This window comes from Corynebacterium sp. KPL1814 (genome assembly GCF_000478175.1).
In the GTDB taxonomy this organism is placed as follows: Bacteria; Actinomycetota; Actinomycetes; order Mycobacteriales; family Mycobacteriaceae; genus Corynebacterium.
Map to the genome: position 1 here is coordinate 90,985 of NZ_KI515774.1, position 25,208 is coordinate 116,192.

Annotated in this window: 23 protein-coding genes, 2 tRNA genes and 1 pseudogene; 19 read left to right on the top strand and 7 right to left on the bottom strand. The window is 58.8% G+C overall.

All coding sequences use genetic code 11. The annotated features are described in order from the left end of the window. Positions 1-49 precede the first annotated feature (49 nt). Positions 50-739 (top strand): SDR family oxidoreductase, encoded by a 690-nt coding sequence (locus HMPREF1257_RS00450; protein WP_023023597.1) that lies wholly within the window; start codon positions 50-52, stop codon positions 737-739. Positions 740-743: 4 nt separating this feature from the next. On the opposite strand, the gene pepN is transcribed toward HMPREF1257_RS00450, so the two are convergent. Then, positions 744-3,260, bottom strand: a complete 2,517-nt coding sequence (pepN, locus tag HMPREF1257_RS00455; protein WP_023023595.1) for an aminopeptidase N — start codon at positions 3,258-3,260, stop codon at positions 744-746. 98 nt (positions 3,261-3,358) lie between these two features. Here pepN and HMPREF1257_RS00460 point away from each other — a divergent pair, with 98 nt between their 5' ends. Next, on the top strand, positions 3,359-3,982 hold the full coding sequence (locus tag HMPREF1257_RS00460) for a hypothetical protein (protein ID WP_023023593.1): 624 nt from the start codon (positions 3,359-3,361) through the stop codon (positions 3,980-3,982). Here HMPREF1257_RS00460 and HMPREF1257_RS00465 read toward each other — a convergent pair whose 3' ends face one another. Next, positions 3,983-4,384, bottom strand: coding sequence for a hypothetical protein (locus tag HMPREF1257_RS00465; protein ID WP_023023591.1), 402 nt, complete (start codon positions 4,382-4,384; stop codon positions 3,983-3,985). It abuts the gene before it with no gap. A gap of 119 nt (positions 4,385-4,503) precedes the next feature. Here HMPREF1257_RS00465 and HMPREF1257_RS00470 point away from each other — a divergent pair, with 119 nt between their 5' ends. After that, positions 4,504-4,983, top strand: coding sequence for a ribose-5-phosphate isomerase (locus HMPREF1257_RS00470; protein ID WP_034659041.1), 480 nt, complete (start codon positions 4,504-4,506; stop codon positions 4,981-4,983). 89 nt (positions 4,984-5,072) lie between these two features. On the opposite strand, the gene HMPREF1257_RS00475 is transcribed toward HMPREF1257_RS00470, so the two are convergent. After that, positions 5,073-5,906, bottom strand: a complete 834-nt coding sequence (locus HMPREF1257_RS00475; protein WP_198010479.1) for an aldo/keto reductase — start codon at positions 5,904-5,906, stop codon at positions 5,073-5,075. Positions 5,907-6,081: 175 nt separating this feature from the next. Continuing rightward, positions 6,082-6,153: transfer RNA gene (locus HMPREF1257_RS00480), tRNA-Gly, on the bottom strand. Positions 6,154-6,274: 121 nt separating this feature from the next. Between HMPREF1257_RS00480 and HMPREF1257_RS00485 the strand changes: the two genes are divergently transcribed. The 9 genes and pseudogenes from HMPREF1257_RS00485 (at position 6,275) to HMPREF1257_RS00525 (ending at position 14,337) form a co-directional block, all read left to right on the top strand. Further along, positions 6,275-7,120: a hypothetical protein gene (locus HMPREF1257_RS00485; protein ID WP_023023584.1), complete on the top strand. Its 846-nt coding sequence runs from the start codon at positions 6,275-6,277 to the stop codon at positions 7,118-7,120. A 134-nt stretch (positions 7,121-7,254) separates the two neighbouring features. Further along, positions 7,255-7,328, top strand: a tRNA-Pro gene (locus HMPREF1257_RS00490). Positions 7,329-7,422: 94 nt separating this feature from the next. After that, entirely contained in the window at positions 7,423-8,778 is a 1,356-nt protein-coding gene (gene tig, locus HMPREF1257_RS00495; RefSeq protein ID WP_023023582.1) for a trigger factor, read from the top strand. 190 nt (positions 8,779-8,968) lie between these two features. Beyond that, positions 8,969-9,580: an ATP-dependent Clp protease proteolytic subunit gene (locus HMPREF1257_RS00500; RefSeq protein ID WP_023023580.1), complete on the top strand. Its 612-nt coding sequence runs from the start codon at positions 8,969-8,971 to the stop codon at positions 9,578-9,580. A gap of 17 nt (positions 9,581-9,597) precedes the next feature. Continuing rightward, the gene (locus tag HMPREF1257_RS00505) at positions 9,598-10,224 is read left to right on the top strand and encodes an ATP-dependent Clp protease proteolytic subunit (RefSeq protein ID WP_198010484.1); all 627 of its coding nucleotides are present in this window, start codon (positions 9,598-9,600) and stop codon (positions 10,222-10,224) included. Positions 10,225-10,496: 272 nt separating this feature from the next. Continuing rightward, positions 10,497-11,998, top strand: a pseudogene (locus tag HMPREF1257_RS00510) (peptide MFS transporter). A 322-nt stretch (positions 11,999-12,320) separates the two neighbouring features. Next, positions 12,321-13,625: an inorganic phosphate transporter gene (locus HMPREF1257_RS00515; RefSeq protein ID WP_023023573.1), complete on the top strand. Its 1,305-nt coding sequence runs from the start codon at positions 12,321-12,323 to the stop codon at positions 13,623-13,625. Between the two features lie 3 nt (positions 13,626-13,628). Next, positions 13,629-13,919, top strand: coding sequence for a hypothetical protein (locus HMPREF1257_RS00520; protein ID WP_023023571.1), 291 nt, complete (start codon positions 13,629-13,631; stop codon positions 13,917-13,919). A gap of 163 nt (positions 13,920-14,082) precedes the next feature. Further along, a complete protein-coding gene (locus HMPREF1257_RS00525) occupies positions 14,083-14,337 on the top strand; it encodes a hypothetical protein (protein ID WP_023023569.1) in 255 nt (84 codons plus the stop codon). A gap of 101 nt (positions 14,338-14,438) precedes the next feature. Here the strand turns inward: HMPREF1257_RS00525 and fabG are convergent, their stop codons facing one another. Further along, positions 14,439-15,206 (bottom strand): 3-oxoacyl-ACP reductase FabG, encoded by a 768-nt coding sequence (gene fabG, locus HMPREF1257_RS00530; RefSeq protein WP_023023567.1) that lies wholly within the window; start codon positions 15,204-15,206, stop codon positions 14,439-14,441. Between the two features lie 230 nt (positions 15,207-15,436). On the opposite strand from fabG, the gene clpX reads away from it, so the two are divergent. After that, entirely contained in the window at positions 15,437-16,732 is a 1,296-nt protein-coding gene (gene clpX / locus HMPREF1257_RS00535; protein WP_023023565.1) for an ATP-dependent Clp protease ATP-binding subunit ClpX, read from the top strand. Positions 16,733-16,792: 60 nt separating this feature from the next. On the opposite strand, the gene HMPREF1257_RS00540 is transcribed toward clpX, so the two are convergent. Further along, positions 16,793-17,551 (bottom strand): TetR/AcrR family transcriptional regulator, encoded by a 759-nt coding sequence (locus HMPREF1257_RS00540; RefSeq protein ID WP_023023563.1) that lies wholly within the window; start codon positions 17,549-17,551, stop codon positions 16,793-16,795. A gap of 414 nt (positions 17,552-17,965) precedes the next feature. Between HMPREF1257_RS00540 and HMPREF1257_RS00550 the strand changes: the two genes are divergently transcribed. The 6 genes from HMPREF1257_RS00550 (at position 17,966) to ndk (ending at position 24,606) form a co-directional block, all read left to right on the top strand. Beyond that, positions 17,966-18,916: a malate dehydrogenase gene (locus tag HMPREF1257_RS00550; protein ID WP_023023561.1), complete on the top strand. Its 951-nt coding sequence runs from the start codon at positions 17,966-17,968 to the stop codon at positions 18,914-18,916. Between the two features lie 92 nt (positions 18,917-19,008). Beyond that, a complete protein-coding gene (locus tag HMPREF1257_RS00555; RefSeq protein WP_034659046.1) occupies positions 19,009-21,741 on the top strand; it encodes a valine--tRNA ligase in 2,733 nt (910 codons plus the stop codon). Further along, positions 21,741-23,312, top strand: coding sequence for a folylpolyglutamate synthase/dihydrofolate synthase family protein (locus tag HMPREF1257_RS00560; protein ID WP_023023557.1), 1,572 nt, complete (start codon positions 21,741-21,743; stop codon positions 23,310-23,312). Before HMPREF1257_RS00555 ends, HMPREF1257_RS00560 begins: the two co-directional genes overlap by 1 nt. After that, complete coding sequence (locus HMPREF1257_RS00565; RefSeq protein ID WP_023023554.1) at positions 23,309-23,803, top strand: DUF4233 domain-containing protein; 495 nt, start codon at positions 23,309-23,311, stop codon at positions 23,801-23,803. Before HMPREF1257_RS00560 ends, HMPREF1257_RS00565 begins: the two co-directional genes overlap by 4 nt. A 5-nt stretch (positions 23,804-23,808) precedes the next feature. Further along, positions 23,809-24,120, top strand: a complete 312-nt coding sequence (locus HMPREF1257_RS00570; RefSeq protein WP_023023552.1) for a hypothetical protein — start codon at positions 23,809-23,811, stop codon at positions 24,118-24,120. Between the two features lie 75 nt (positions 24,121-24,195). Continuing rightward, positions 24,196-24,606 (top strand): nucleoside-diphosphate kinase, encoded by a 411-nt coding sequence (gene ndk / locus HMPREF1257_RS00575; RefSeq protein WP_005277934.1) that lies wholly within the window; start codon positions 24,196-24,198, stop codon positions 24,604-24,606. A gap of 147 nt (positions 24,607-24,753) precedes the next feature. Here the strand turns inward: ndk and HMPREF1257_RS00580 are convergent, their stop codons facing one another. Then, a complete protein-coding gene (locus HMPREF1257_RS00580) occupies positions 24,754-25,104 on the bottom strand; it encodes a metalloregulator ArsR/SmtB family transcription factor (protein WP_023017078.1) in 351 nt (116 codons plus the stop codon). Positions 25,105-25,208: the final 104 nt, after the last annotated feature.

The following is a 25,208-nucleotide window of genomic DNA, read 5'->3' on the forward strand; positions in this document are numbered from 1 at the left end:
ACTGCGGTGTCGCGTCGGGGATGCAGCATTTTGCCTATGATGGGGTGGCATGACTGATACCACGAATGTGCCAGAGAAAATCGCCGTCGTTACCGGTGCCACCGGTGGCATGGGGCGCGAGATCATCAAGGACCTCGCCCGTGACTACCACGTATATGCGCTGGGCCGCAGCGCCGATGAGCTGCCAGAGGCCGCGAATATCACGCCGGTTGCCAGCGACTTGGTCGCCGGCTTAGACGAGGGCATGCAGCTGCCCGAGCTAGAGCGGGTCGATGTCCTCGTGCACGGCGCGGCGCGCGCCAAGAAGTTCTCGGTGGAAGAGGCCACCCCGCAAGATTGGCGCGCACACATGGACTTGAACGTCCACGCGCCGGCGGAGGTCACCCGCGCGCTCTTGCCGCAGCTGCGCAAGGCAGAGGGCACCGTCGTCTTCATCAACTCGGGGGCGGGGCGCAAGAGCTACGGCGATAACGTGGTCTATGCAGCAACGAAGCACGCGCTGTATGCGCTTGCCGATGCCCTGCGTATCTCCGAGCCCGGCATCCGCGTCTCCTCCGTGGCGCCAGGCCCCACCGATACCCCGATGCTGGAGGGCCTGCAGGACTACAACCCGAACGAGGTTATTGCACCCGTAGAGGTGGCGCGCGCCATCCGCACCGTCGTGGAGGCTGGGCCCACGACCCAGCTCACGGAGATCCAGGTGCGCCCGCGCATTGAACTGAATCTCCGCAAGAACTAGGCACCTAGTTGGCGTCGACCTCGCGGTTGCGCAGGGCGCGGGCCACGCGGTCGCGCTGCTCGGTAATCGCGCGGCGCAGGCCACCCGCCAGATCCTTCTGCAGGAAGGCATCGGCGCGATCGAGGCCGTCCTGAGTGATATCCCAGGACGGGAATAGCCCCGTAACGGTGGTCAGGCCCACCTCGGAGGACTGGGAATCCCAGATCTTTTCGGCTACCTCGAAGAACTCTGCGGTGGGCAAGAGATCATCGGAGTGCGGGTAGTTTAGCCCTTCCAGCTTGGAAGTGAGCTCGCGGTTGGTGAGGTCCCCGGCGACGATTTCTTCCCATACCGCGCGCTTATTATCCGCAGTGGCAATCGCGGCGCGGGCGCGCAGGGAAGAGTAGTAGCCGGTAGCGGAATTATCGCGCTTGAGCTGGGCGGCGATGGCGGCATCGGCATCGGCAAGCGCGCCCGCGGCAGCGAGCGCTGCGACGGCGGACCAGCGCAGCCCGGCATCATCGGAATCCGCGAGGAGATCGTGCAAGTAGTCGAGGGCCGGCTGGTGCAGCCGGATCCTGGACAGCGCCTGCGTGCAGATGATGGAACGCTGCGCATCGGTGCTCCGAGCGCCATCGACAAGCGCCTGCGCCAGAATCGTGCTGTCTTTCGCCCACGCCGGATCCGCGTAGTTCTTCAGCGCGGTAGAAGCCTGCGAGACGATGCGCTCGAGGACGGCGAGCTCGGTTTCCGCCTTCATGCCGCGGGCCACCAATCGTATAAAGTCGCGGGCGCGCATGGTGCCGGCGCGGGTCATCTCCCAGGCGGTGGACCAGCAGAGGGTGCGCGCCATGGGGTCGTCGAATTTCTCGATATTATCCAGCAGGAATTGCAGGGATCCCGCATCCAGATCGATGAGGCAGTAGGTCAGATCGTCATCGTTGGGCAGGATGAAATCGATGTCATTGAGGTTCCGTCCGACCAACTCTGGAATCTCGGTGGCTTCCCCTTCCACGTCCATTTCGAGGCGCTCGGTGCGCACGACCTTGCCGTCTTGGGTGCCGTACAGACCCACTGCAATGCGGTGGGTACGCAGGGTATCGCCGCGCTGGGCAAGTTGCGCCTGGGTGATGGTGCCGTCATCATTGGCCTCCGTGGCAACCGCCAGGGTATTGATGCCGGTGGTCTTGAGCCACTGCTGCGCCCAGAAGGATAGATCGCGCCCGGATGCCTCCTCGAGGTGGCGGAGTAGATCGTCGAAGGTGGCATTGCCCCACGCGTGGGCGGCGAAGTGGCGGCGCACGCCGGCGAGGAAGTTCTCGCGGCCGACATAAGCCTGCAGCTGCTTGAGCACTGAGGCGCCCTTGGCGTAGGTAATACCGTCGAAGTTTTGCTCCACGGTCTCGATATCGCTGGCATCGGTGGAAATGGGGTGGGTAGTAGGCAGCTGATCCTGCTGGTAAGCCCAGGACTTTTCCACGTTGGCGAAGGTGACCCAGGCGGTATCGTATTCGGTTTCTTCCGCCTGCGAGATGGCCGCGGACCAGGTGGCAAAGGACTCGTTGAGCCACAGGTCATTCCACCACTGCATGGTCACGAGGTCACCGAACCACATGTGGGCGAGCTCGTGCAGGATGGTATCGGCGCGGCGCTCGTACTTGTAGTGCGTGGCCTGCGAGGTAAAGACGTATTCATCGCGGATGGTCACGCACCCGGCGTTTTCCATCGCACCTGCGTTGAACTCGGGGACGAAAATCTGGTCGTACTTGCCAAAGGGGTAGGGAAAGCCGAAGTTGCGGTGGTAGAAGTCAAAGCCCTGCTTGGTCTCAGTAAAGAGGCGCTCGGCATCGAGGGAATCAGCCAGCGAGGCGCGGCAGTAAATACCGAGCGGGACCTCGAGCTGCTGGGCCGGCTTACCCTCGGGGTGCTCGGTCAGCTCGCCGCGCCAAGTATCGGTGACCTCGTGGTACGGGCCGGCACACAGAGCAACCAGGTAGGTCGAGAGCGGGTAGTCGATCTCAGAATGGGAGGTATCGCCCTCGCGGGTGACCGGGCCATTGGTGATAATGGTCCACTCCTCTGGGGCCTTAAAGTGCAGGGAGTAGGTGGCCTTCAGATCCGGCTGGTCGAAGCAGGCAAAGACGCGCTTGGCATCGGCGGTTTCAAACTGGGTGTAGAGGTAGACCTCGTTATCGGCGGGATCCACGAAGCGGTGCAGGCCTTCGCCGGTGCGGGAGAAGGGGATCTCCGCGGTGACCTCGAGCGTGTAGTCCGCTACCTGCAGCCCGGAGAGTGGAATGCCGTAGGTGGGGTCATAGGACTGCGTGGGCAGCGGGTTTCCGTTCAGGCGCACCTCGTGCAGCTTGTCCGCGCGCAGATCGATGAAGGTAGAACCGGCCTCCTGGGCGCTAAAACGCACCGTGGTGGTGGACAGGAAGTGGGTATCGGAATGCTTAAGGTCTAAGGTGACATCGTAATGGTCAACCTGGAGCATCTGGGAGCGATTTTTTGCTTCCTCCCACGTGAGGTTTACAGAGGTCATTGCCTAGATTCTCCTTTGCTAACGAAAATAGTGATGCATCAAGGTTAGCAGCGCGTTTACAGTGGTGGGGCAAACTGCACTTATTTCAAGGAGGAATAATGACTACCCCAGTTAAGTTTTGGTTCGATGCTTCTTGCCCGTTTGCATGGGCAACGTCCCGCTGGATCAAAGAGGTAGAAAAGGTCCGCGATATTGCGGTGGAATTCGAGCCGATGTCCCTGTCGGTGCTTAACGATGGCCGCGATCTCGATCCCGAATACATGGAAATGATGGAGGCCAACTGGGGCCCTGCCCGCGTATTCGCCAAGGTAAAGACCGAGCAGCCAGAAAAGGTAGATGAGCTTTATACCGCCATGGGCACCCTGATTCACGCCAAGGGCAACGGCGGCAAGAAGGGCGATGGCGGCTATGACGGGATCATTGCCCAGGCATTAGAGCAGGTTGGCCTCCCCGCAGACTTTGCGGAAGTGGCACACACCGAGGAATACGACGAGAAGCTGCGCGAGTACCACCACAACGGTATTTCTTCCGTGGGCGATGAGGTAGGAACCCCGGTTCTCAAGCTGGGTGATACCGCCTTCTTCGGCCCGGTTATTACCCGCGTTCCCAAGGGCGAGGAAGCCGGTGAGCTTTTCGATGCCTCCGTGCGCCTGGCGCAGTTCCCTTACTTCTTCGAGCTCAAGCGTTCCCGCACGGAGATGCCACAGGTAGAAGAGAACTAATTATGAGCGCTGCTGGCTGTGCTTGCGGCGCACGGCGGCGGCGAGGCAACAACCAGCGATCACCGGCGTGAGTAAAAACGCTGGCACCCCGGCGATATTGATGATGGGCAGGGCCGCCTGAGCCTGGAATTCTGACCAAGCGGCGGCCACCCACGTCGCCCATGATGCCGCAGTGAGCAGGGATAAGATCCCAATCACCGCGGCCAAACCGCCGAGGCGATTTTTCTTAATCACCCTCTGATTCAGCCACCACAGCCCCAGAACAAGGTGGACGGCTGTGAAAAGTACGGTATAAATAAGCGGCACAAGGTAGTTCTCGTTGGTTAAGAAAATATTCGCCGCAAATAGCAGGACCGCGATAACGAGGGCGCTGCCGTAGAGTGCGAGGACGCGAGGGCTCAATTTATCGCCTTTCTGTGCAGCACGTAATCTGCGCTTTAGCTTAACAGTGCGGGGCTATGAGCGAAATAGGTTATGCAAAGTGGTGCCTAGACGGCGGCGGTGCCGGTACTGTAGGGGATATGCGCGTATATCTTGGAGCTGACCACGCAGGTTTTGAGACCAAAAACCTGCTTTCTGAACACCTCACCAAACAAGGCCATGACGTTATCGACTGCGGTGCTCATACCTATGACGCCGAGGATGACTACCCCGCATTCTGCATCGAAGCGGCCCTATGTACCGTCAACGATCCCGGTTCCCTGGGAATCGTGTTGGGCGGATCCGGAAATGGCGAGCAGATTGCCGCCAATAAGGTCAAGGGCGCGCGCTGCGCGCTGGCATGGTCGCCAGAAACCGCGCGCCTGGCCCGCGAGCACAATAATGCGCAGCTCATCGGCATCGGCGGGCGCATGCACTCGCAAGAAGAGGCCCTAGAAATCGTGGATGCCTTCTTGGATCAAGAATGGTCCCGCGCCGAGCGTCACCAGCGCCGCATCGATATCCTCGCAGAATACGAGCGCACCAATATCCCACCTGAGCTGCCCAAGGACCCGCGCTAAAACTGCGGGGATCTGTGAATAGACATAAATGAACGCCGCGGGCCTTTTAGGCCACGCGGCGTTTCTATGTGGTGGTTACACCAAGCGCATTAGGCGTCGTTCATGTCATTGGGGTGAAGCCCACCGCGGCCGTCTTCGCCTTCCTCCAAAGAGGTAATGGCGGCCATTTCCGCATCCGTGAGCTCGAAGCCGAAGACATCGAAGTTTTCTGCGATGCGCGATGGCGTCGAGGACTTGGGGAAGAGGATAACCCCATTTTGCAGGTGCCAGCGAATAATGGCTTGTGCCGGGGAAACGCCGTGCGCCTCGGCGGCTTCAGTCACCTCTGGTGCCTCCAAGATGTCGCTCTTGCCCTGACCCAGCGGGCCCCAAGCCTCGATGGCGATGCCGTGTGCGCGGCCCGCATCTAGTTCGCGCCAGCGCTGCAGGTAAGGGTGCAGCTCCACTTGGTTAATCGCGGGGACAACGTCTGTGTGTGCCTCCAGCTGATCTAAGTGCTCCGGCTCAAAGTTGGACACGCCGATGGACTTCGCCTTGCCCTCTTTGCGCAGTTCAATGAGCTGCTTCCAAGCTTCAACGTACGTGCCCTTAGCCGGGGTAGGCCAGTGGATGAGGTACAGATCAACGTAGTCAAGGCCCAGCTTCTGCAGGGATTCATCCAGCGCCGCAGCGGCATCGGTGTGGCGGTCATTCCACAGCTTGGTGGTAATGAAAAGCTCCTCGCGCGGGATGCCGGAGTTGGCGATGGCCTTGCCTACGCCTTCTTCATTGCCGTAAATGGCTGCGGTATCGATGTGGCGGTAGCCCACGCGCAGAGCCTCAGCTACGTATTCCTCGGTCTTTTCCGGGTCCATCTGGAAGACACCAAAGCCCAGTTGAGGGATAGTATTTCCATCGTTCAAAGTAATATTAGGTACGGTCATGCACACCAGATTACGCTTATCTGGCCACCGCCCCAATGTGATGTATTTATGACCGCACTTAGCGGGGAGCCGGGGAGCGGGATGGAGGAGGGGCATCGGCAAGCAGTGCCTCGTTAGGGCAGAGGAATTCCAAGCTGTAGATATGGAAAAACCCACCGCAAGGTGGGTTAAAGCGAGGGAATGACGGGAATCGAACCCGCGTCTTCAGCTTGGAAGGCTGAGGTATTAGCCACTATACGACATTCCCACAGCGTTACCTTGAACGCTGTCGGCTACTTTAGCGTATGTGCGCCCTAAAACGAAAATAGGGAACACACGCAGTGGATGGGCCGTTAAAATAGGTAGAACCAATTCCGGCAAAGAAAGCGATGATTGTTGTGGAACTCCTACTTCTTGTAGTCGTACTCGGTGGTGGCGCGTGGTATCTATCCTCGCGCAGCTCAAAAAAGAACCGGGAGGAGCGAGAGGCGCAGCAGTTAGCGGATGCCCAAGCGGATGCGCGTCGCTGGATTGAGCGCCTGGGCGGTCAGGTCATGCAGATCTCCGGCACGGATACCGCCTCGCAGCAGGCAATGGCGGATGCATCGGAGCGCTTTACCGCGGCCAATTCCGCAATTTCGCAGGCCACCACGGTCAAGCAGGCCAACTTGGCCCGCGAATCGGCGCTTGAGGGTATGCATTACGTCAATGCTGCCCGCGAGATTATGGACATGAACCCGGGGCCGGAATTGCCGCCGCTGGAGGGGCAGCGCGCCGCCGGTAAGGTCACCGAAAAACGCACGGTGGATGCCAATGGCGAGCAGCTGACTGCCTCACCATACGCCTCCGAGGAAACCCCGAACTATTACCCAGGCGGAACCGTGGCCGGCCGCCCTGTCCCGGCCGGCTGGTACTCCCGCCCTTGGTGGGCAGATGCCCTGCAAACGGGCGTGTGGATGATGAATTATTCCATGATGTTTAACGCCATGTTTGCCGGTATGTCCGGCGTGGGCTATTCCACAGCCGCCGCAGAAAGCGGCGATTGGGGCGGTGCCGAGGGGGGCGACGGCATGGACGGAGCCGATGCCGGCGATGCAGGAGATGCAGGAGATGCCGGGGATATGGGCGGCGATGCCGGAGGGGGAGACGCCGGTGATGATGGCGGATTCTTCGACGGATTATCTGACGGCGATGGCGGCGGATTCTTTGACGGCATGTTTGATTTCGATTTCTAAGTCAAGCTGCCAGAAATTATACCGCTAACCTGCGTATACGCCATTAACAAGGGGCTGATTTAGGAGATTTAAATCCAACACGCTAGACTGTCTCAGGTATGCAACGCAGCCAAGGCAACTTGGTGGCCTACATACGGGGCGTGGCGCAGTTTGGTAGCGCACCTGCTTTGGGAGCAGGGGGTCGCAGGTTCAAATCCTGTCGCCCCGACGTATGGGGGTCTGAAAATGCCCTAATAAGGTTTTTCAGACCCCCTTTAATTTTTATGTACGTAGAAAAACAATGAAGCCAGGGAGATTCACTCGTGAAGACCACCGTAGACAAGCTGAGCGATACCCGCGTTAAGCTCACCGTCAACGTTCCGTTTGCGGAGCTAGACCAGGAAATCGATCAAGCTTACGCGGCAATCGCGCAGCAAGTTTCTATTCCAGGTTTCCGTAAGGGCAAGGCCCCGCGCCAGCTGATCGACGCTCGCTTCGGTCGCGGCCCAATTCTGGAGCAGGTCGTCAATGACATGCTGCCTTCCCGCTACGAGCAGGCTGTTCAGTCGGAAGACCTGAAGGTCATCGGCCAGCCGGACGTGGATATTTCCAAGATCGAGGACAAGGACTTCGTCGAATTCACCGCCGAGGTTGATGTTCGCCCTGAGTTCGAGGTTCCGGACTTCTCTGAAATCTCCATCACCGTCCCCGCCATCAAGGCCGGCGAAGAAGACGTGGACAAGGCCCTCGAGGATCTCGCAGAGCGCTTCGGTGAGCTGAAGGACACCAAGCGCAAGATGAAGACCGGTGACTACGCCATCATCGACATCACCGCCGAGGTAGACGGTGAGAAGATCGAGGATGCTTCCACCGAAGGTCTGTCCTACTCCATCGGTGATGACAACCTCATCAAGGGTCTGGACACCGCACTGCGTGGCATGAAGACCGGCGAGGATAACGAGTTCACCTCCACCATTCAGTCCGGTGAGCACAAGGACGAAGAGGCTACCTTCAAGGTCCACGTGCAGCAGACGAAGGAGCGCAAGCTGCCGGACATGGACGATGAGTTCGCCCAGATGGCCTCCGAGTACGACACTATCGAAGAGCTGCGCGAATCTACCAAGACCGAGGTCGAGGAGTCCAAGAAGGCGGAGCAGGCTGGCCAGATCCGCGATGAGGTTTTGAAGGCTGCGCTTGCCGATGTCGACTTTGAACTGCCTCAGTCCGTCGTCGACGAGCAGGCTCACGCCCAGCTGCACCAGATCCTGGGCCAGCTGGCACACGATGAGAAAGCACTGGCACAGCTGCTCGAGGCGCAAGGCACCTCCCGCGAAGAGTTTGATAAGCAGACCCGCGAGCAGGCTGAAGAGTCCGTGCGCACGCAGATCTTCTTGGATGCTGTGGCAGAAAAGGAAGAGCCGGAAGTTTCCCAGCAGGAACTCTCGGATCACATCCTGTTTACCGCTCAGTCCTACGGCATGGACCCGAACCAGTTCATCCAGCAGCTGCAGTCCAACGGCCAGATTGCCAACCTGTTCTCTGACGTACGCCGCGGCAAGGCACTGGCTGCCGCCATTTGCCGCACCACCGTCAAGGATGAAGAGGGCAACGACGTTGACGTTGAGCAGTACTTCGGTGAAGTAGAAGAAGACGAAAACGAAGCTACCGACGCGGAGTAAATCCTCTTCTTAAAGCCCAGCTTGACTCCTCGCATACACGAGGAAGTCTGGCTGGGCTTTTCTCATCGCCGGGTCGAAAACGCAGACAAAGATCGGTGCAAACGCTGATAGCGAACAGACCCCACAATTATCGCCACATTAAGTAGTGTGGTGGCATTAGAGATTAACCGTCCTCAAGGAGACTTTTCGAATGTCTAAGAAATCTGACCAGCTTCAGATGACCACCCCGGCAGGCTCCGGCCTGAACTTGGGTGACAGCGTCTACGAGCGTCTGTTGCACGAGCGCATTATCTTTTTGGGCACCCAGGTAGACGATGAAATTGCCAATAAGTTGTGCGCACAGATCCTGCTGCTTTCCGCAGAGGATCCCACGCGCGATATTTCGCTCTACATCAACTCCCCGGGTGGCTCCGTGACCGCGGGCATGGCCATTTATGACACGATGAAGTACTCGCCCTGCGATATCTCCACCTACGGCATGGGCTTGGCTGCTTCCATGGGTCAGTTCCTGCTTTCCGGTGGTACGAAGGGCAAGCGCTATGCGCTGCCGCACGCTCGCATCATGATGCACCAGCCTTCCGCTGGTGTGGGCGGTACCGCTGCCGATATCGCCATCCAAGCGGAGCAATTCGCCCAGACCAAGCGCGAGATGGCTGAGCTCATTGCAGAGCACACCGGCCAAACCTTCGAGCAGATCACCAAGGACTCTGACCGCGACCGCTGGATGACTGCGCAGCAAGCCAAGGACTACGGCATTGTTGACCACGTTATCGAGTCCGTGAACGGCCCACTGAGCAACTAGGGAATAAGGAGAAAATCATTATGAATAAGTCGCAGATGCCAAGTTCCCGTTACGTACTGCCTTCCTTTATTGAGCAGTCCGCTCAGGGGACGAAGGAAACCAACCCGTACTCCAAGCTCTTTGAAGAGCGCATCATCTTCTTGGGCACCCAGGTCGATGACACCTCTGCCAATGACATCATGGCCCAGTTGCTGGTTCTTGAGAGCCAGGACCCAGACCGTGATATCACCATGTACATCAACTCGCCTGGTGGTTCCTTTACTGCCTTGATGGCAATTTATGACACCATGCGCTACGTGCGTCCTGATGTGCAGACCGTGTGCCTGGGCCAGGCGGCTTCTGCTGCCGCAGTGCTGTTGGCTGCTGGTGCTCCGGGCAAGCGTGCGGCGCTGCCGAACTCCCGCGTATTGATCCACCAGCCTGCAACCCAGGGCACCCAGGGTCAGGTCTCGGACTTGGAAATCCAGGCCGCAGAGATTGAGCGTATGCGCACCTTGATGGAAAACACCCTGGCGGAGCACACCGGCCGTACGGCCGAGCAAATCCGCATCGACACCGACCGCGATAAGATCCTGACCGCGGAAGATGCCGTGGAATACGGAATCATCGATACCGTCTTTGAGTACCGCAAGCTCAATTCTTAATACGGTCCTGATGGACTGAATCCATCAGTGGAGGCCCTGCGAGGCCGCTTCGAGAGGAGCGCTCGCAGGGCTTTTATTATTTGCGCATAAGTGACTGCAGTATATTCCTATGAGGGGTATGTCAGGGGAGCAACGGAGGGCGAACATCTACCCCAAACGGGGTGAATCTTTCAGAGAAATATCTGCAGGTCGTTAGGCAGATTAATATAGTGCGATGTTTCACGTATAATGGCCGATTTGTGAATTAGGCCTCTGAGTGGTCGTATTATGTTATGACAAATAAGGAACCAGAGGCGGAGGATCGAACCTCCGCACCCGCTGCTTCGAGCGGGGAGCGTACATTTTTCGGCCACCCGTGGGGGCTGGCTAACCTGTTCGGTGTGGAAATGTGGGAGCGATTCAGCTTCTACGGCATGCAGTCCATCGTGCTGCTGTACATGTACTACGCAACTACCGATGGCGGCTTGGGCCTCGACCGCGGCGATGCGACGTCGATCGTCGGTGCCTACGGCGGTTTGGTGTACATGGCGTGCCTGCTGGCATCGTTGGTAGCTGACCGCATCCTCGGTGCGGAACGCACCCTGTTCTACTCTGCAGTCATGGTGATGGCTGGACACCTCGTCTTGGCCTTCATCCCTGCCGTAACAGGCCTGGCTATCGGCCTGATCCTCATCGCCGTTGGTTCCGGTGGTGTGAAGACCACCGCTTCGGTGGTGCTGGGCTCGCTGTATAGTCGCGACGATCCTCGCCGTGACGGCGGCTTTTCCGTCTTTTATATGGGCGTTAATATTGGTGCCCTCTTTGGTCCGCTTCTTACCACCGCAATGTGGGGCTGGAAGGGCTTCCACTGGGGCTTCGGCATCGCTGCCGTCGGTATGGCGCTAGGCCTTATCCAGTACACCGCCATGCGTAAGACCACCATTAAGGATGCCGGCCATGACATTCCGAACCCGGCGGACTCCAAGCAGCGCCTGATGGGCCTTGGTGCGATTGTCGTCGCCATCCTCGTCATGGTCATCGGCCTGGGTACCGGAATCATCAAGGTGGAGTGGCTGTCCAATATCGTCACTGCTGTTGCCCTGATCGCCGCCGTCTACTTCTGGATTCAGATGTACACCTCTGATTTGGTGAGCCGGAAAGAAAAGAACCGCCTCTTGGGCTTTATTCCGATGTTCATCTCCGGTGTGCTGTTCTTCGGTATCTTCCAGCAGCAATTCACCGTGATGACCATTTACGCCGATGTGCGCCTAGACCGCCACATCTTTGGTATCGAGATCCCGCCGTCATTGGTGCAGTCCATTAACCCGATTTTCATCGTTATCTTCTCTGCAATCTTCGCAGCTATGTGGACGAAGCTTGGTGACCGTCAGTGGTCCACGCCGGTGAAGTTCGGCGTGGCCAATATCATCATCGGTATTTCGCTCTTTTCTTCCTGCCGTTCTCTGGCTCGGGCGCAAACTCCACGCCAATGTATGTCATTATCTGGATCCTCTTCCTGTTCACCATGGGTGAGCTGATGCTGTCACCAGTGGGTAACTCCCTGGCCACCAAGGTGGCGCCAGAGGCGTTCCCGTCGCGCATGATGGCCGTGTGGATGATGGCCGTGGCCATGGGTACCGCGCTTGCCGGTTCGCTGGCTAGCTTCTACAACCCAGAGGATGCGGGTGCAGAAAACACCTTCTTTATTTCCTTGGGTGTCGTCTCCATCGCACTGGGCATCGTTCTGCTCGTGCTGAGCCGCTGGGTGGTCAAGAAGTTTGCTACCTTCCGCTAAAAAGGGAAACTAAAGCCTGTATTTCGAGAGGTGCGTTGGTGTTAAGCCGGCGCACCTCTCTTAGTGTTTTCTGCCACGGTATTAAAGGCAGAAAATAGATTAGGTTTCCTAAAAATTGCTGGTAAACCGTATATTTTCGACAAGCGACTAACGCGGAGGTAGGTGCGGAAAGTTAACACTAGGCAAAGTGCAGTTTACTTCTTAGAAACACTATTGGCTCAGCTTATTATTGCGGAGTACGCTGCACTTCGTACGCGACGCGTGACGGCGCCGTAATTGCACTTTCTTCTCATTTGTTAATTGCTTACAAGGGGCCAATGCTGTGACAGCGACTCTGATTATCTTGGGCATTGTGGTGTTTACCGCCTTAGCCTTCGACTTCACCAATGGTTTTCACGACACCGCCAATGCGATGGCAACCTCCATTGCTACTGGCGCGTTGAAGCCATTTACTGCGGTGGCGATTTCTGCCGTACTTAACCTCGTTGGCGCATTCTTGTCCGTGAATGTCGCGGCAACGGTGGCCAAAGGAATCGTCAACCTCGATTCCTATGACCTTTCGGGTGCAGCCGCTGACTCGGACGGCCAGGCCCTGTTGATGGTGGTCTTTACTGGCCTTATCGGCGGTATTCTGTGGAACCTTTTCACCTGGTTGCTCGGGCTGCCGTCCAGCTCTTCCCACGCCCTTTTCGGCGGCCTTATCGGTGCAGGCTTTGCAGCGATGGGCACTGGGGGAGTGGAGTGGACCTCTATTATGGCCAAGATCATCATTCCGGCGGTGGCGTCCCCGATTATCGCCGCGTTGGTGTCCGCCTGCGCCACCTTCCTCGTTTATTGGGTGACCAACACCATTCCAAATAAGGAAAAGAACGAGCACTTCCGCCATGGCCAGATTGTGACCGCCTGCTTGGTATCGCTGGCACACGGTGCCGGTGACGCTCAGAAGACCATGGGCGTTATCTTCCTCGCGCTCGTGGCTTCGGGCCACGCGGCTGCCGATGCTCGCATTCCAACCTGGGTCATCTTCGGCTGTGCGATTGCCATTGCGGCCGGTACCTTGTCCGGTGGCTGGCGCGTTATCCGCACCCTGGGTAAGGGCTTGGTGGAGATCGAATCCCCGCAAGGTATGGCAGCCGAGGCTACGTCCGCGGCCATCATCTTGACTTCCTCAGCCGGTGGTATGGCTCTGTCTACGACCCACGTGTCCACCGGATCTATCCTTGGTACTGGTTTGGGCCGCCGCGGCGCGGAAGTGCGCTGGGGCGTGGCGATGCGCATGGTGGCCGCTTGGCTCATTACGCTGCCCTGTGCTGCCTTCGTTGGCTTCGCGTCGTGGTGGCTGGCGCACGGCGTCTCTTCCGCTACCAATGTGGCAACCGGCGCTATCGTGGACTTCGTTCTACTTTTGGCCATGACGGCGCTCATCGTCATCCGCTCCCGTATGAACCCAGTTGATGCATCCAACGTTAATAATGACTGGGATGAGAACGCTGAGTCCGTGGATTCGTCCTTGGAGCCACGCGTTGGTGCGAAAGAGTCTGTCGCAGCTTCAGGGGGCATGACCCCAGTAGCGGCGGTCAACGGGGACAACGACTCCACCTCATCTACTCCACAAGAGGAGCGCTAGAACATGACTGTTGCAGAAATCTTCGAATCTATACTCCGCGTCGCCGGCCTAGCCCTTGTCTTCGGCGCCGGTATTCCACTGCTCTTCGCCTTGGGTATGCGTTCCATGACGGGTGATCCCATTCGGGATGACAATGGTGTGGTGGTAGGAGATACTCCCGCTAGCCGCCAAATGAAGCTGTTGGGTTGGACCGTTTATGCCGTATTGGGTGTCGTTATCGTGGTGGCAATCGCGTGGATCGCGCGCGATTCCCTGGACCACTACTTTGGTTTCGCACCATTTGGCGACCTTTAAGAGTAACCCGCGGACTATATAGCAAGCCCGTGACCATGCAATATGCCTCACAGCCACTTAAAGTTAACAATAGATTAACTTTAAGTGGCTTAGGGGTTGCTTAGTGGGTAAGTACCAAGTATATTTGTACCTATCAACAGAGCAACATTGAGAGGTGAGAGAGATGAACACGATGCGGACCTTCATTGGTGGCATTAGCGATATGTTCAAGGACTCCACCACGGGTACGGGTTTGGATGCCGTGTCTCAGGCACCGGTTTCTGCCCGCGTAGCGGAAAATCTCGTTGACGCGGGGCTTACCCCCGCGACGACCAAGGACGTCGCTGAGTCCTTCGCATTCGTTGTTGGCCACGCGCCAGATGAGCTGGAAATGCTCGATGTCGAGGCATTCTTGCTCGACTTTGACTGGCTGCAATAAGAGCCGTACTAGATAACCCCGCCACGCACCATAACGGTGCCAGCGGGGTTATCTGTGTCTTAGGGCTGGGCATCGTCAAGCGCCAGCTGGGTGACCGGAAGCTAGGAGCGCGGCGGCAGGATGGCTTCGGGGGTTTCGGGCAAGAGCTGACCGCCGTCAATAATGAGCGTTTGACCGGTGATATATCCGGCCTCGGTGGAAGCGAGGAACGCCGCCGCGTTGCCAATATCGCGGGGGCTGCCAAGCCGGTGCAGCGGAATGGAGCGCGTCATCTCATCGAGGTACTCCTGGCCCTGTGCTTCGAGGCCTTCGGTGAGGATATTTCCGGGCAAAACGCCGTTGATAGTGATGCCATCACGGGCGATTTCCAAAGCAGCGGAGCGGATAAAGCCCTGTTGGGCTGCCTTGGAGGCGCCGTAATGCGCCCAGCCGGGAAAGCCAGTGTGGGAACCGGTAATGGAGGTGGTGATGACGATGCGCCCGTAGCCGCGTTCCTTCATATACGGCAGGGCTTCTTGCACGACCTTGAAGGTACCGTGGGTATTGATTTCAAACATGGTTTCCCACTGCTTATCCGTCATCTCTTCCAGCGGGCAGTTGGGAAAGACCCCGGCATTGGAACAGACGATATCGATTGCGCCGTGCGCGGCGTGGGCCTTGGCAAACAGTTCTTTAATGGAGCCCCTATCGGTGACATCGACAGGGTAGGCGGTGGCACCGAGCTCCGCGGCGGTGGCCTCGGCCTTGTCGGCATCAATATCGGCGATGATGACGTTGGCGCCGGCTTCGCGCAGGGAGGCAACGATGCCCTTGCCGATGCCAGCAGCACCGCCCGTGACAATCGCGGTACGGTGGGTGAGGTCAAACATGAAATGGCTCCTTCGGCGGTGGTGGAGGTAGTGGAGGATCCACATCCAAGTTTAGTGGTGTGAGCGGATAAAGATTTGCGAATTTCGCCACGCGGAGGGAATGAATAGGAGCCGTGTCGGGTTGATTTACTAAGGTAGATTTTTGAACAACCAACCGCGGGGATGGAAGTGAGCGAGCCTTCCGCCCCACTTTTAAAAGCGGTAAACAAGAGCGAGTGTGAAAGTACTGAATGGCACGTATGCAAGAAAGCGCTGATCTCCTGAAGTGTTCCTTCTGCGGAAAGAGCCAAAAGCAGGTGAAAAAGCTCATTGCCGGTGGCGGGGTCTACATCTGCGATGAGTGCATCGAGCTCTGCAATGAGATTATTGAAGAGGAGCTCGGCCACGAGCAGGCCGAGGAGTCTTCCGAGGCGGAGGTGCGCCTGCCCAAGCCTTCGCAGATTTCTTCCTTTTTGGATAAGTACGTCATTGGCCAGGACAAGGCCAAGCGCGTGCTGTCGGTAGCGGTGTATAACCACTACAAGCGCATTAAGGCCGAAGAATCCGCCGCGTTGGATGCGCGCCGGAAGAAGGCCGAGGGCGAAGAGGTAGAGATCTCTAAGTCCAATATTTTGATGCTGGGGCCTACCGGTTCCGGTAAGACCTACCTGGCGCAAACCTTGGCGCGCCTGCTGGATGTGCCTTTCGCCATCGCGGATGCCACCAGCTTGACCGAGGCCGGTTATGTGGGCGAAGACGTAGAAAATATCCTCTTGAAGCTGCTGCAGGCAGCGGACTTTGACGTGGAGCGTGCCCAGCGCGGCATCATCTACGTCGACGAGGTGGATAAGATTTCCCGCAAGTCTGAAAACCCATCCATTACCCGCGATGTCTCCGGCGAGGGCGTGCAGCAGGCGCTGCTGAAGATCCTGGAGGGAACCGTGGCCGCCATCCCGCCACAGGGCGGGCGCAAGCACCCGAACCAGGAATTTATCCAGCTAGATACCTCCAATATCCTCTTCATTGTCGCTGGCGCGTTTGCGGGCCTCGACCAGGTGATCGCGGATCGCGTGGGCAAGAAGGGCGTTGGCTTTGGCGCGAAGCTGGGCACCGAAGACGAGCGGGAAAAGGTGGACCTATTCTCCCAGGTGCGCCCGGAAGACCTCGTGAAGTTCGGCTTGATCCCAGAATTTATCGGCCGCCTGCCCGTGGTGGCGACGGTGGATAACTTGGACCGCGAGGCCCTGGTCAAGGTGCTTACTGAGCCCAAGAACTCGCTACTCAAGCAGTACAGCCGCCTATTTGAGATGGATGACTGCGAGCTGCACATGGAGGACGGGGCGCTGGATGCTATCGCTGAGCTCGCCCTCGAGCGCAAAACCGGCGCGCGCGGCCTGCGCGCGATCCTGGAAGAGCTGCTCGTTCCAGTGATGTTTGAGCTGCCAGACAGAGAAGATATTTCCGCCGTGCACATCACCGCAGACTGCGTCACCCAGGGCGCAGAGCCCGACTTCACTTACAAGGATGAGGCGAAGGAATCGGCGTAGTGAGAGAAAGGCTGCGGTAGGAAGAAAGGGGGCATCGGCAAGCAGCCGGTGCCCTTACTTTTATGCCTCGCCGTAGATATCTTGCGGGGAGGCCTCATCGCCCTCGTCGGCATCGGAAGACACTAAATAAGACTCGTGGCCGGAATCGGGGATATTGGCGGTGAGGAACGCCAGCACGGTATCGACGGTAAGCCTGTGCAGGCCGTCGATATTTGCCTGGCTGGACATATCCACGCCTAAGAGGTTGTCCATCATTGCCCGGTTGGTCACGCGGTACGAGGTGAGCGAGGCGATGATGGTGAAAATATCGTTGGTGGAAATGCCCGGGCGGAAGGCGCCGGCGTCTTGGCCCAACATCAGCAGGCGGTCTAGGTGAAGGGCGACGCCGCTGAAATCTGCGACGGGATGGGTAGAAGAACCCACGATAGACTGCGCGGTTTCCCAGGTCATCATGCGAATGGCTTCGGGGTGGTTGACGTACCGCCAGAAGATCCAGTCCACCAGCTTGCGCACGCCTTCGACTGGGACGGCGGAATCGAGCTCCAGATCCTCTTCGTCGGGGCGGAGGCGCTCGGCGGCGGTGCTTAAAGCGCTCAAGTACAGGCCCTGCTTATCGCCAAAGTGGTAGTGAATCATGCGCTTGGACATGCCGGATTCCGCGGCGATGGTATCCAGCTTGGTTTCAGAAAAACCCAACGCGGAAAACTGGGAAATGGCGATATCCACCACGGCATCGGTGCTGATGGAATCCGCAGCGTGAGCGTCGGAGTCCTCCGCCTGCTCCGCAGCGTGCAGCGGTTCGGTGTGCTCAGTGCTCATAGCATGTGTCCTATCTCTGCTTCGCGGCGCCGATGTGGCGATAGTGGGTAGTGTCTCGGGAACTGCACGGTCGGCCTCATGCTGGTTCGATGCAGCAGTGGTTGGCCACCGTGCAGCAGCTCACAGGCAGTGAATGCATCCCTGCGAGCGCGCTCCCCAGTGGGGTCTGTGCCGCTTCCATCATGCCCGATTAGCCCCACCCCGCGGGAGGAATGTGCCCATTGGGGGCGTTAATTTGGAGGTAAACGGGGGTAATATCCGGAAATTTGGCGGCGTTTTCCCTCCGAAAGAGGGGGATAAATTTCACAACACGTTACCTCCGTATAGCGCTAAGCTCGGGGGTGGATACATCCCGTGGAGGGTGGCGTGCATGAGGGGCGCTTACAACTCCACGACATATGAGGAGGAATGAGCATGACCCAGCCAGTAAAAGTTACCGTTACCGGCGCCGCCGGAAATATCGCCTACTCGCTGCTGTGGCGGATTGCCGCGGGCGACGTATTTGGCAAGGACACCCCGGTAGACCTTGCTCTGTTGGAAATCCCAGCGGTAGTAGAAAAGGCCGAGGGCGTGGCCATGGAGCTGCGCGATTCCGCCCTGCCGCTGGTTAACTCGATTACGGTGACCGATGACCTCAAGGTCGCCTTCGAGGATGCCTCTGCCGCATTCCTCGTCGGCTCCCGCCCGCGCAGCAAGGGCATGGAGCGCGCTGACCTGCTCGAGGCCAACGGCGCCATCTTTACTGAGCAGGGCAAGGCCATCAATGACTATGCGGCGCGCGATGTTCGCGTGCTGGTGGTGGGCAACCCAGCCAATACCAACGCGCTGATTGCCGCGCATAGCGCGCCGGATCTGGATAATTCCCAGTTCAACGCGCTCATGCGCTTGGACCATAACCGCACCTTGGGCCAGCTGGCGGCCAAGACGGGCAAGGCCACCAAGGACTTTTCCAAGATTGCAGTTTGGGGCAACCACTCCGCAACCCAGTTCCCGGATATCGCCTTCTCCAACGCGGAGGTAGATGAGCAGTGGTACCGCGAGGAGATGATCCCCAAGGTGGCTAAGCGCGGTGCGGAGATTATTGAGGTGCGCGGCAGCTCGTCGGCTGCGTCGGCAGCGTCTGCCGCCGTGGATCACATGCACGATTGGGTTCACGGCACCGAGGACTGGCGCACCGCCGCCGTGCCTTCGGATGGATCCTACGGCGTTGATGAGGGCCTCATCTGCGGCTTTCCCACCATCTGCCGCGATGGCAAGTGGGAAATCGTTCAAGGCTTGGAGCTGAGCGATTTCCAGAAGGAACGCATCGCCGCTTCCGTAGACGAGCTGCGCCAGGAACGCGAGGCCGTAGCAGACCTCCTTTAAGGAGGGGCACCGTTTAGCACTTCCGCCCATCACCGCAAACTGGTGGTGGGCGAATATGCTGCGTGGTTGACGTACCGGGTAGAATCGGGCGGGTGACTGAGCAAAATGATGAGCAATTAGTTGGTACCAATCGCGCCGATTCTCTGCCCAAGTCCTGGGAGCCGCAGGCGGTAGAAAAAGACCTCTATGAAGGTTGGGTCGACCGCGGCTACTTCACCCCGGATGCGAATTCGGAGGCGGAGGGCTTTTCCATTGTGCTGCCGCCGCCGAATGTGACTGGCCAGCTGCACATGGGCCACGCTTTAGACCACACGCTGATTGACTCCATCATTCGCCGCAAGCGCATGCAGGGCTATTCCACTTTGTGGTTGCCTGGTGCGGATCACGCGGGCATTGCCACCCAGACCAAGGTCGAGGCCAAGCTCAAGGAGACCGAGGGTAAAAAGCGCTGGGATTATGAGCGCGAGGAGTTCATCGGCAAGGTCTGGGAATGGAAAGAGCAATACGGCGGCACCATCCAGAACCAGATGCGCGCCATTGGTGACTCCGTGGACTGGACCCGCGAGCGCTTTACCCTGGATGATGGCCTGTCGCGCGCGGTGCAGACCATCTTTAAGAACCTCTACGATGAGGGCATGATTTACCGGGCTAATCGCCTGGTCAATTGGTCGCCGGTGCTGGAGACCGCCGTCTCCGATATCGAGGTCGTCTACAAAGACGTCGAGGGCGAACTGGTCTCGATCCGCTATGGCTCGCTCAATGACGACGAGCCGCACCTTATTGTTGCCACTACCCGTGTGGAAACCATGCTTGGCGATGTCGCCATTGCCGTCCACCCCGACGATGAGCGCTACGCCCACCTCGTGGGCCAAGAATTGGATCACCCCTTCCGCGATGACCTGAAGTTGAAGATCATCGCCGATGATTACGTGGACATGGATTTTGGTACCGGTGCGGTAAAGATCACCCCGGCCCACGATCCCAATGACTACGCCATGGGAACCCGCCACGACTTGGATATGCCGACGGTCATGGATACCACCGGCCACATCGCGCATACCGGTACCCGTTTTGATGGCATGACGCGCGAAGAAGCGCGCGTGGAAATCCGGGAGGCGCTGCGGGAGCAGGGGCGCATCGTCAAAGAAATCCGTCCCTATGTCCACTCCGTGGGCCACTCGGAGCGCTCCGGCGAGCCCATCGAGCCGCGCCTATCGCTGCAGTGGTTCGTCGATGTCGCGCAAATGGCGAAGGCTTCTGGCGATGCTGTGCGTGAGGGCGATACCGTCTTGCACCCGCAGGCGCTGGAGCCGCGCTATTTTGAGTGGGTCGATGACATGCACGATTGGTGCATCTCCCGCCAGCTGTGGTGGGGCCACCGCATTCCCATTTGGTACGGCCCGGAGCGCACGAACGAGTCCGGCGAGGTCGAACGCGACATCGTGTGCGTCGGCCCCGATGAGGAGCCGCCGGCAGGCTACGAGCAGGATCCGGATGTCCTCGATACCTGGTTCTCTTCCGCGCTGTGGCCATTTTCCACCCTGGGCTGGCCCGATAAGACCCCGGATTTGGAGAAGTTCTATCCCACCAATGTGCTGGTTACTGCCTATGACATCTTGTTCTTCTGGGTCGCGCGCATGATGATGTTCGGCACCTTCGCCGGCACCAAGACCCCAGAGCTTTTGGGTAAGGGCACCGATGGCCGCCCGCAGATTCCTTTCAAGGACCTCTACCTGCACGGCCTCGTGCGCGATGAGCAGGGCCGCAAGATGTCTAAATCCCTGGGTAATGGCATTGACCCGATGGATTGGGTGCGCGATTACGGCGCCGATGCGCTGCGCTTTACCCTGGCCCGCGGCGCCAACCCGGGCGTGGACTTACCGCTGGGCTCTGACGCCGCCGCGGCATCGCGTAACTTCGCCACCAAGCTCTTTAATGCCACCAAGTTTGCGCTGATGAATGGCGCCGGCGTGGCACCTTTGCCTAGCCGCACGGAGCTTTCCGATGCCGACCGCTGGATCCTCGACCGCGCCGAAGAAGTGCGCAGCCAGGTCGATGCCTACTTGGACGATTATCAATTTGCCAAGGCCAACGAGCTGCTTTACCACTTCACCTGGGATGAGCTCTGTGACTGGTACCTGGAGATTGCCAAGACGCAGATCCCGCGCGATGGTGAAACGGTAGAAGGCCGCAATACCCAGATCGTCCTGGGCCGCGTCATCGACGTGGTGCTGCGCCTTTTGCACCCCACCATGCCGTATGTGACTGAGGTGCTGTGGAAGGCATTGACCGGCGGGGAATCCATCGTCATCGCCCCATGGCCCACGGTGGCCGATACCAACGGCGGCGCCACCAAGGACGCGGTGGCCGCCCGCCGCATCGACGATGCCGATAAGCTCATCACCGAGCTGCGCCGCTTCCGTTCCGATCAGGGCGTTAAGCCCTCACAGAAGGTGCCTGGCCGCCTCGATTTCGCCGCGGCAGATCTGCAGGGCCAAGAGGAATTGGTCCGCAACCTGGCCAATACCACCGCGCCGGGCGAGGACTTTAACCCCTCGGCCTCCATCGAAGTGCGCCTGTCCCAGGCCACCGTGGAGGTCACGCTGGATACTCACGGCGCAGTCGACGTCGAAGCAGAGCGCAAGCGCCTGGAAAAGGATCTGGCCAAGGCCAATAAGGAATTGGAGCAGACCGGCAAGAAGTTGGGCAATGAAAACTTCCTGGCCAAGGCGCCGGAAGACGTGGTCAATAAGATTCGGGCGCGCCAAGACATCGCGCGCGAGGAAGTCGAGCGCATTACCAGCCGTTTGGAGGGCCTTAAGTAGTGACAGATCAGCGCTTCAATCACGATCCCAAAGGGAACGGCGAGGCCGCCGGGGGAGAGGACGATTTTGAAATCGTCGGCGCTCTCAAGGAGGGCACCGATGGCACCCCAGTGGAGATTACGGAATCCGGACTGACCCTGAACCTTGGCATGGGCGAGGACGAAGAATATAACGACGCCGCGCCCCAAGAGGTATCCCCGGAGGAGCTGCAGGCGCTCGGCGAGGTGGAAGACGAGCTCAACCAGCGCTGGCCGGAGACCAAGATCGAGCCCACCCTGGAGCGCATCGAGATGCTCATGGATTTGCTGGGCCACCCCGAGCAGTCCTTTGACGTCATCCACATTGCGGGCACCAATGGCAAGTCTTCTACCGCCCGCATGGTCGATTCGCTGCTGCGTTCCTTCCACCGCCGCGTGGGTCTGGTCACCAGCCCGCACCTGCAGCGGGTTACCGAGCGCATCGGCATCGATGGTCGGCCCATCCACCCGCGCGACTACGTGCGCCTGTGGCACGAAATCAAGCCGTATGTGGAGATGGTGGATGCGCACTCAGACGTTCCCATGTCCAAGTTCGAGGTCCTAGTGGGCCTGTCCTATGCAGCGTTTGCCGATGCCCCCGTTGACGTCGCCGTCGTCGAGGTCGGCCTCGGCGGGTCGTGGGATGCCACGAACGTGGTCAATGCGGACGTCTCCGTAATTACCCCAGTGGGCCTGGACCACACGGATTACCTGGGCAGCGATATTCGGGAGATTGCGGGGGAGAAGGCGGGCATCATCAAGCGCCGCGCCGATGCCGAAAACCCGCTGACACCGAATGAAAACATCGCCATCATCGCCGAGCAAGACCCCGAGGCCATGCAGGTCATCCTGCAGCGCGCGGTGGATATGGATGCCGGCGTGGCGCGCTCCGGAGCGGAGTTCGCGGCCTTAGAATCCCGCATCGCGGTCGGTGGCCAGCAGGTCAATATCCAGGGCCTCGGCGGCATGTACGAGGATATTTTCTTGCCGCTGCACGGCGAGCACCAGGCCAAGAATGCGGCCGTTGCCCTTGCCGCGGTGGAAGCCTTCTTCGGTGCCTCTTCCGGGCATCCATTGGATATTGCCTCTGTGCGCAACGGTTTTGCCAAGACGATTTCCCCCGGCCGCCTCGAGCGCGTGCGCACCTCGCCCACGACGTTTATCGATGCCGCCCACAATCCCCACGGCGCCAAGGCACTCGGCGCGGCGCTCGACCGCGACTTCGATTTCGCCCGGCTTATCGGCGTGGTCTCCATCTTTGGTGATAAGGATGCCCAGGGCATCCTCGCCGCGCTGGAGCCGTATTTGAGCGAGGTAGTCATCTCCCAGAACTCCTCGCCGCGCGCGCTCGATGCCTATGAACTGGCGGAAACGGCCCGCGATATTTATGGCGAAGAACGCGTCTATGTGGCCGATGATCTGCCCGGCGCCTACGCGCAAGCCGTGGAGCTAGCCGAGGAATCCGAGGTGCAATCCGGCTCCGGTATTGTCATTACCGGTTCGGTGGTTACCGCCGGCGAAGCCCGCGCGATGTTTGGAAAGGAGCCCGCATGACCAGCCCCAATCCTAGGTCCCGCCCGCATCGTCCGCCTCGGCCGCCGCGCCGCGGTGATGAAGTCGCGGATAATGAAATCGGCCCATTGGGCTTGGGGCAGGATCCCGTCAAGGATCCGCTCAAGAGCTTTAATGGCATGGTCATCGCCAGCTCGCTCATCATGGAGTCGATCACGCTCGTATTGGCGCTGCCACTGTTGTACAAGCTGTATGACGGCACGCTGTGGACGCCGTTTAACTACGGCGTGGTCATAGGTGCCCTGATATTCCACCTGGGCATGATCGCGTTTATGAATAAGAAGTGGGCGCTGACCGTCATCGTGTGGGCACAGCTATTGGGCCTTATCCTTGGCTTCATGGCGCACTGGTCCATCGCCGCGATCTTCATCATCTTTGGCATGGAGTGGCTCCTTGCGGCGTATTTGCGCAGTAACTTGATCGCCCGCATGAAGCGCGGTTACTTAACTACCCAGCACCTCAACCAGAAGTAGTGGCCATGCGCACCGTCTATCTCGTCCTCGCGGCCCTGGCTTGCATTGCCGCGGTCGCTGCCCGCGCAGCCACGGGTACACCGTGGCTGCCGCTGGTAGCACTCATCATTGCCGCCGTGTTTTTAGTCCTTGCCCTGCGCGCTAATTTTCAACGGGCGGAAGAAGCCACCCTTGATGATTTGGATGAAAAGCAGCGCGCAGAGATTAAGCGCTTGCTGGGCAACGGCCAGTTCGGCACGGCGGTTAACCAAGTGCGCCTCTGGTTTAGGGGGACCTCCCACGAGCGCGCGACGGAGATAGTCCAGCAGCTTACTTAGTGCCGCCCACTGCGCTGCCCCCGCATATAGCCCTCGGTCGTGGAAGAATTGTGGGTATTCGGTACAGTATGGGGCATGACTGAACGTACATTGATCCTTATTAAGCCGGACGGCGTAAAGAACGGCCACGTGGGCGAGATTATTGCCCGCATCGAGCGCAAGGGCCTCAAGCTGGCCGAGCTGGACCTGCGAGTAGCTGACCGCGAGACCGCAGAAAAGCACTACGAAGAGCACAAGGATAAGCCATTCTTCGGCGAGCTGGTGGACTTCATCACCTCCGCACCATTGATTGCCGGCGTCGTTGAAGGCGAGCGCGCCATCGAGGCATGGCGCCAGCTGGCCGGTGGCACCGACCCAGTCTCCAAGGCCGCGCCCGGTTCCATCCGCGGTGACTTTGCACTCAGCGTGGGCGAGAACATCGTGCACGGCTCCGACTCCCCAGAGTCCGCAGAGCGCGAGATCGGAATTTGGTTCCCCAACCTCTAAGTACTGACGTTACCTAGATTTCAAGGAGGCCCGAGCATTAAGCTCGGGCCTTTTCATTTATAAGGGGATTTATTGAGGGGCTAAAAACTTTGCTTGATTCACAGTGTTGCAGACATATTAGGCCAAGATTTTAAGGTTGGCGGCTTTTTAGTCGAAGGAGAGTAGCTTGCACAGTGCGGTGAAAGCTTGCTTTTGCACTTCGTGGGTGACGGTGCGGCCAGTCTGTCGTTTGGCTAGGAGGCCAGCATCCCGCAATTTTGCAAGATGGTGAGACACCGTCGGCTGGCTGAGACCGGATAATGTGGTCAGTTCGGAAACGCTCATCGGGCCGCAGCCTTCATCGCACAAGATGGATAAAAGACGAAGTCGGGCGGGATCTGCAAGTACCTTGAATTGCTGGGCAAGATGCACGGAATCGGCCTGGTCTATGGGGCCGTTGCTGAGTGAACAACATTCGTTGATGTGGGGATTTTTGGTCGTGCCGTGCGAAGAAACCATGCCTTTAGTATATGGGCGTTTGCCTCATCTATTCATATTGACGAGCATCGATATGAACGGTTACAGTAGTGCAGAATACAGTGCTACTTGGGTCAATAGAGGAG

Coding starts and splice junctions, on each gene's coding strand:
- HMPREF1257_RS00450 (WP_023023597.1), top strand. CDS start 50: ATGACTGATACCACGAATGTGCCAGAGAAAATCGCCGTCGTTACCGGT.
- pepN (WP_023023595.1), bottom strand. CDS start 3,260: ATGACCTCTGTAAACCTCACGTGGGAGGAAGCAAAAAATCGCTCCCAG.
- HMPREF1257_RS00460 (WP_023023593.1), top strand. CDS start 3,359: ATGACTACCCCAGTTAAGTTTTGGTTCGATGCTTCTTGCCCGTTTGCA.
- HMPREF1257_RS00470 (WP_034659041.1), top strand. CDS start 4,504: ATGCGCGTATATCTTGGAGCTGACCACGCAGGTTTTGAGACCAAAAAC.
- HMPREF1257_RS00475 (WP_198010479.1), bottom strand. CDS start 5,906: ATGACCGTACCTAATATTACTTTGAACGATGGAAATACTATCCCTCAA.
- HMPREF1257_RS00485 (WP_023023584.1), top strand. CDS start 6,275: ATGATTGTTGTGGAACTCCTACTTCTTGTAGTCGTACTCGGTGGTGGC.
- HMPREF1257_RS00500 (WP_023023580.1), top strand. CDS start 8,969: ATGTCTAAGAAATCTGACCAGCTTCAGATGACCACCCCGGCAGGCTCC.
- HMPREF1257_RS00520 (WP_023023571.1), top strand. CDS start 13,629: ATGACTGTTGCAGAAATCTTCGAATCTATACTCCGCGTCGCCGGCCTA.
- HMPREF1257_RS00525 (WP_023023569.1), top strand. CDS start 14,083: ATGAACACGATGCGGACCTTCATTGGTGGCATTAGCGATATGTTCAAG.
- fabG (WP_023023567.1), bottom strand. CDS start 15,206: ATGTTTGACCTCACCCACCGTACCGCGATTGTCACGGGCGGTGCTGCT.
- clpX (WP_023023565.1), top strand. CDS start 15,437: ATGGCACGTATGCAAGAAAGCGCTGATCTCCTGAAGTGTTCCTTCTGC.
- HMPREF1257_RS00540 (WP_023023563.1), bottom strand. CDS start 17,551: ATGAGCACTGAGCACACCGAACCGCTGCACGCTGCGGAGCAGGCGGAG.
- HMPREF1257_RS00550 (WP_023023561.1), top strand. CDS start 17,966: ATGACCCAGCCAGTAAAAGTTACCGTTACCGGCGCCGCCGGAAATATC.
- HMPREF1257_RS00565 (WP_023023554.1), top strand. CDS start 23,309: ATGACCAGCCCCAATCCTAGGTCCCGCCCGCATCGTCCGCCTCGGCCG.
- HMPREF1257_RS00570 (WP_023023552.1), top strand. CDS start 23,809: ATGCGCACCGTCTATCTCGTCCTCGCGGCCCTGGCTTGCATTGCCGCG.
- ndk (WP_005277934.1), top strand. CDS start 24,196: ATGACTGAACGTACATTGATCCTTATTAAGCCGGACGGCGTAAAGAAC.
- HMPREF1257_RS00580 (WP_023017078.1), bottom strand. CDS start 25,104: ATGGTTTCTTCGCACGGCACGACCAAAAATCCCCACATCAACGAATGT.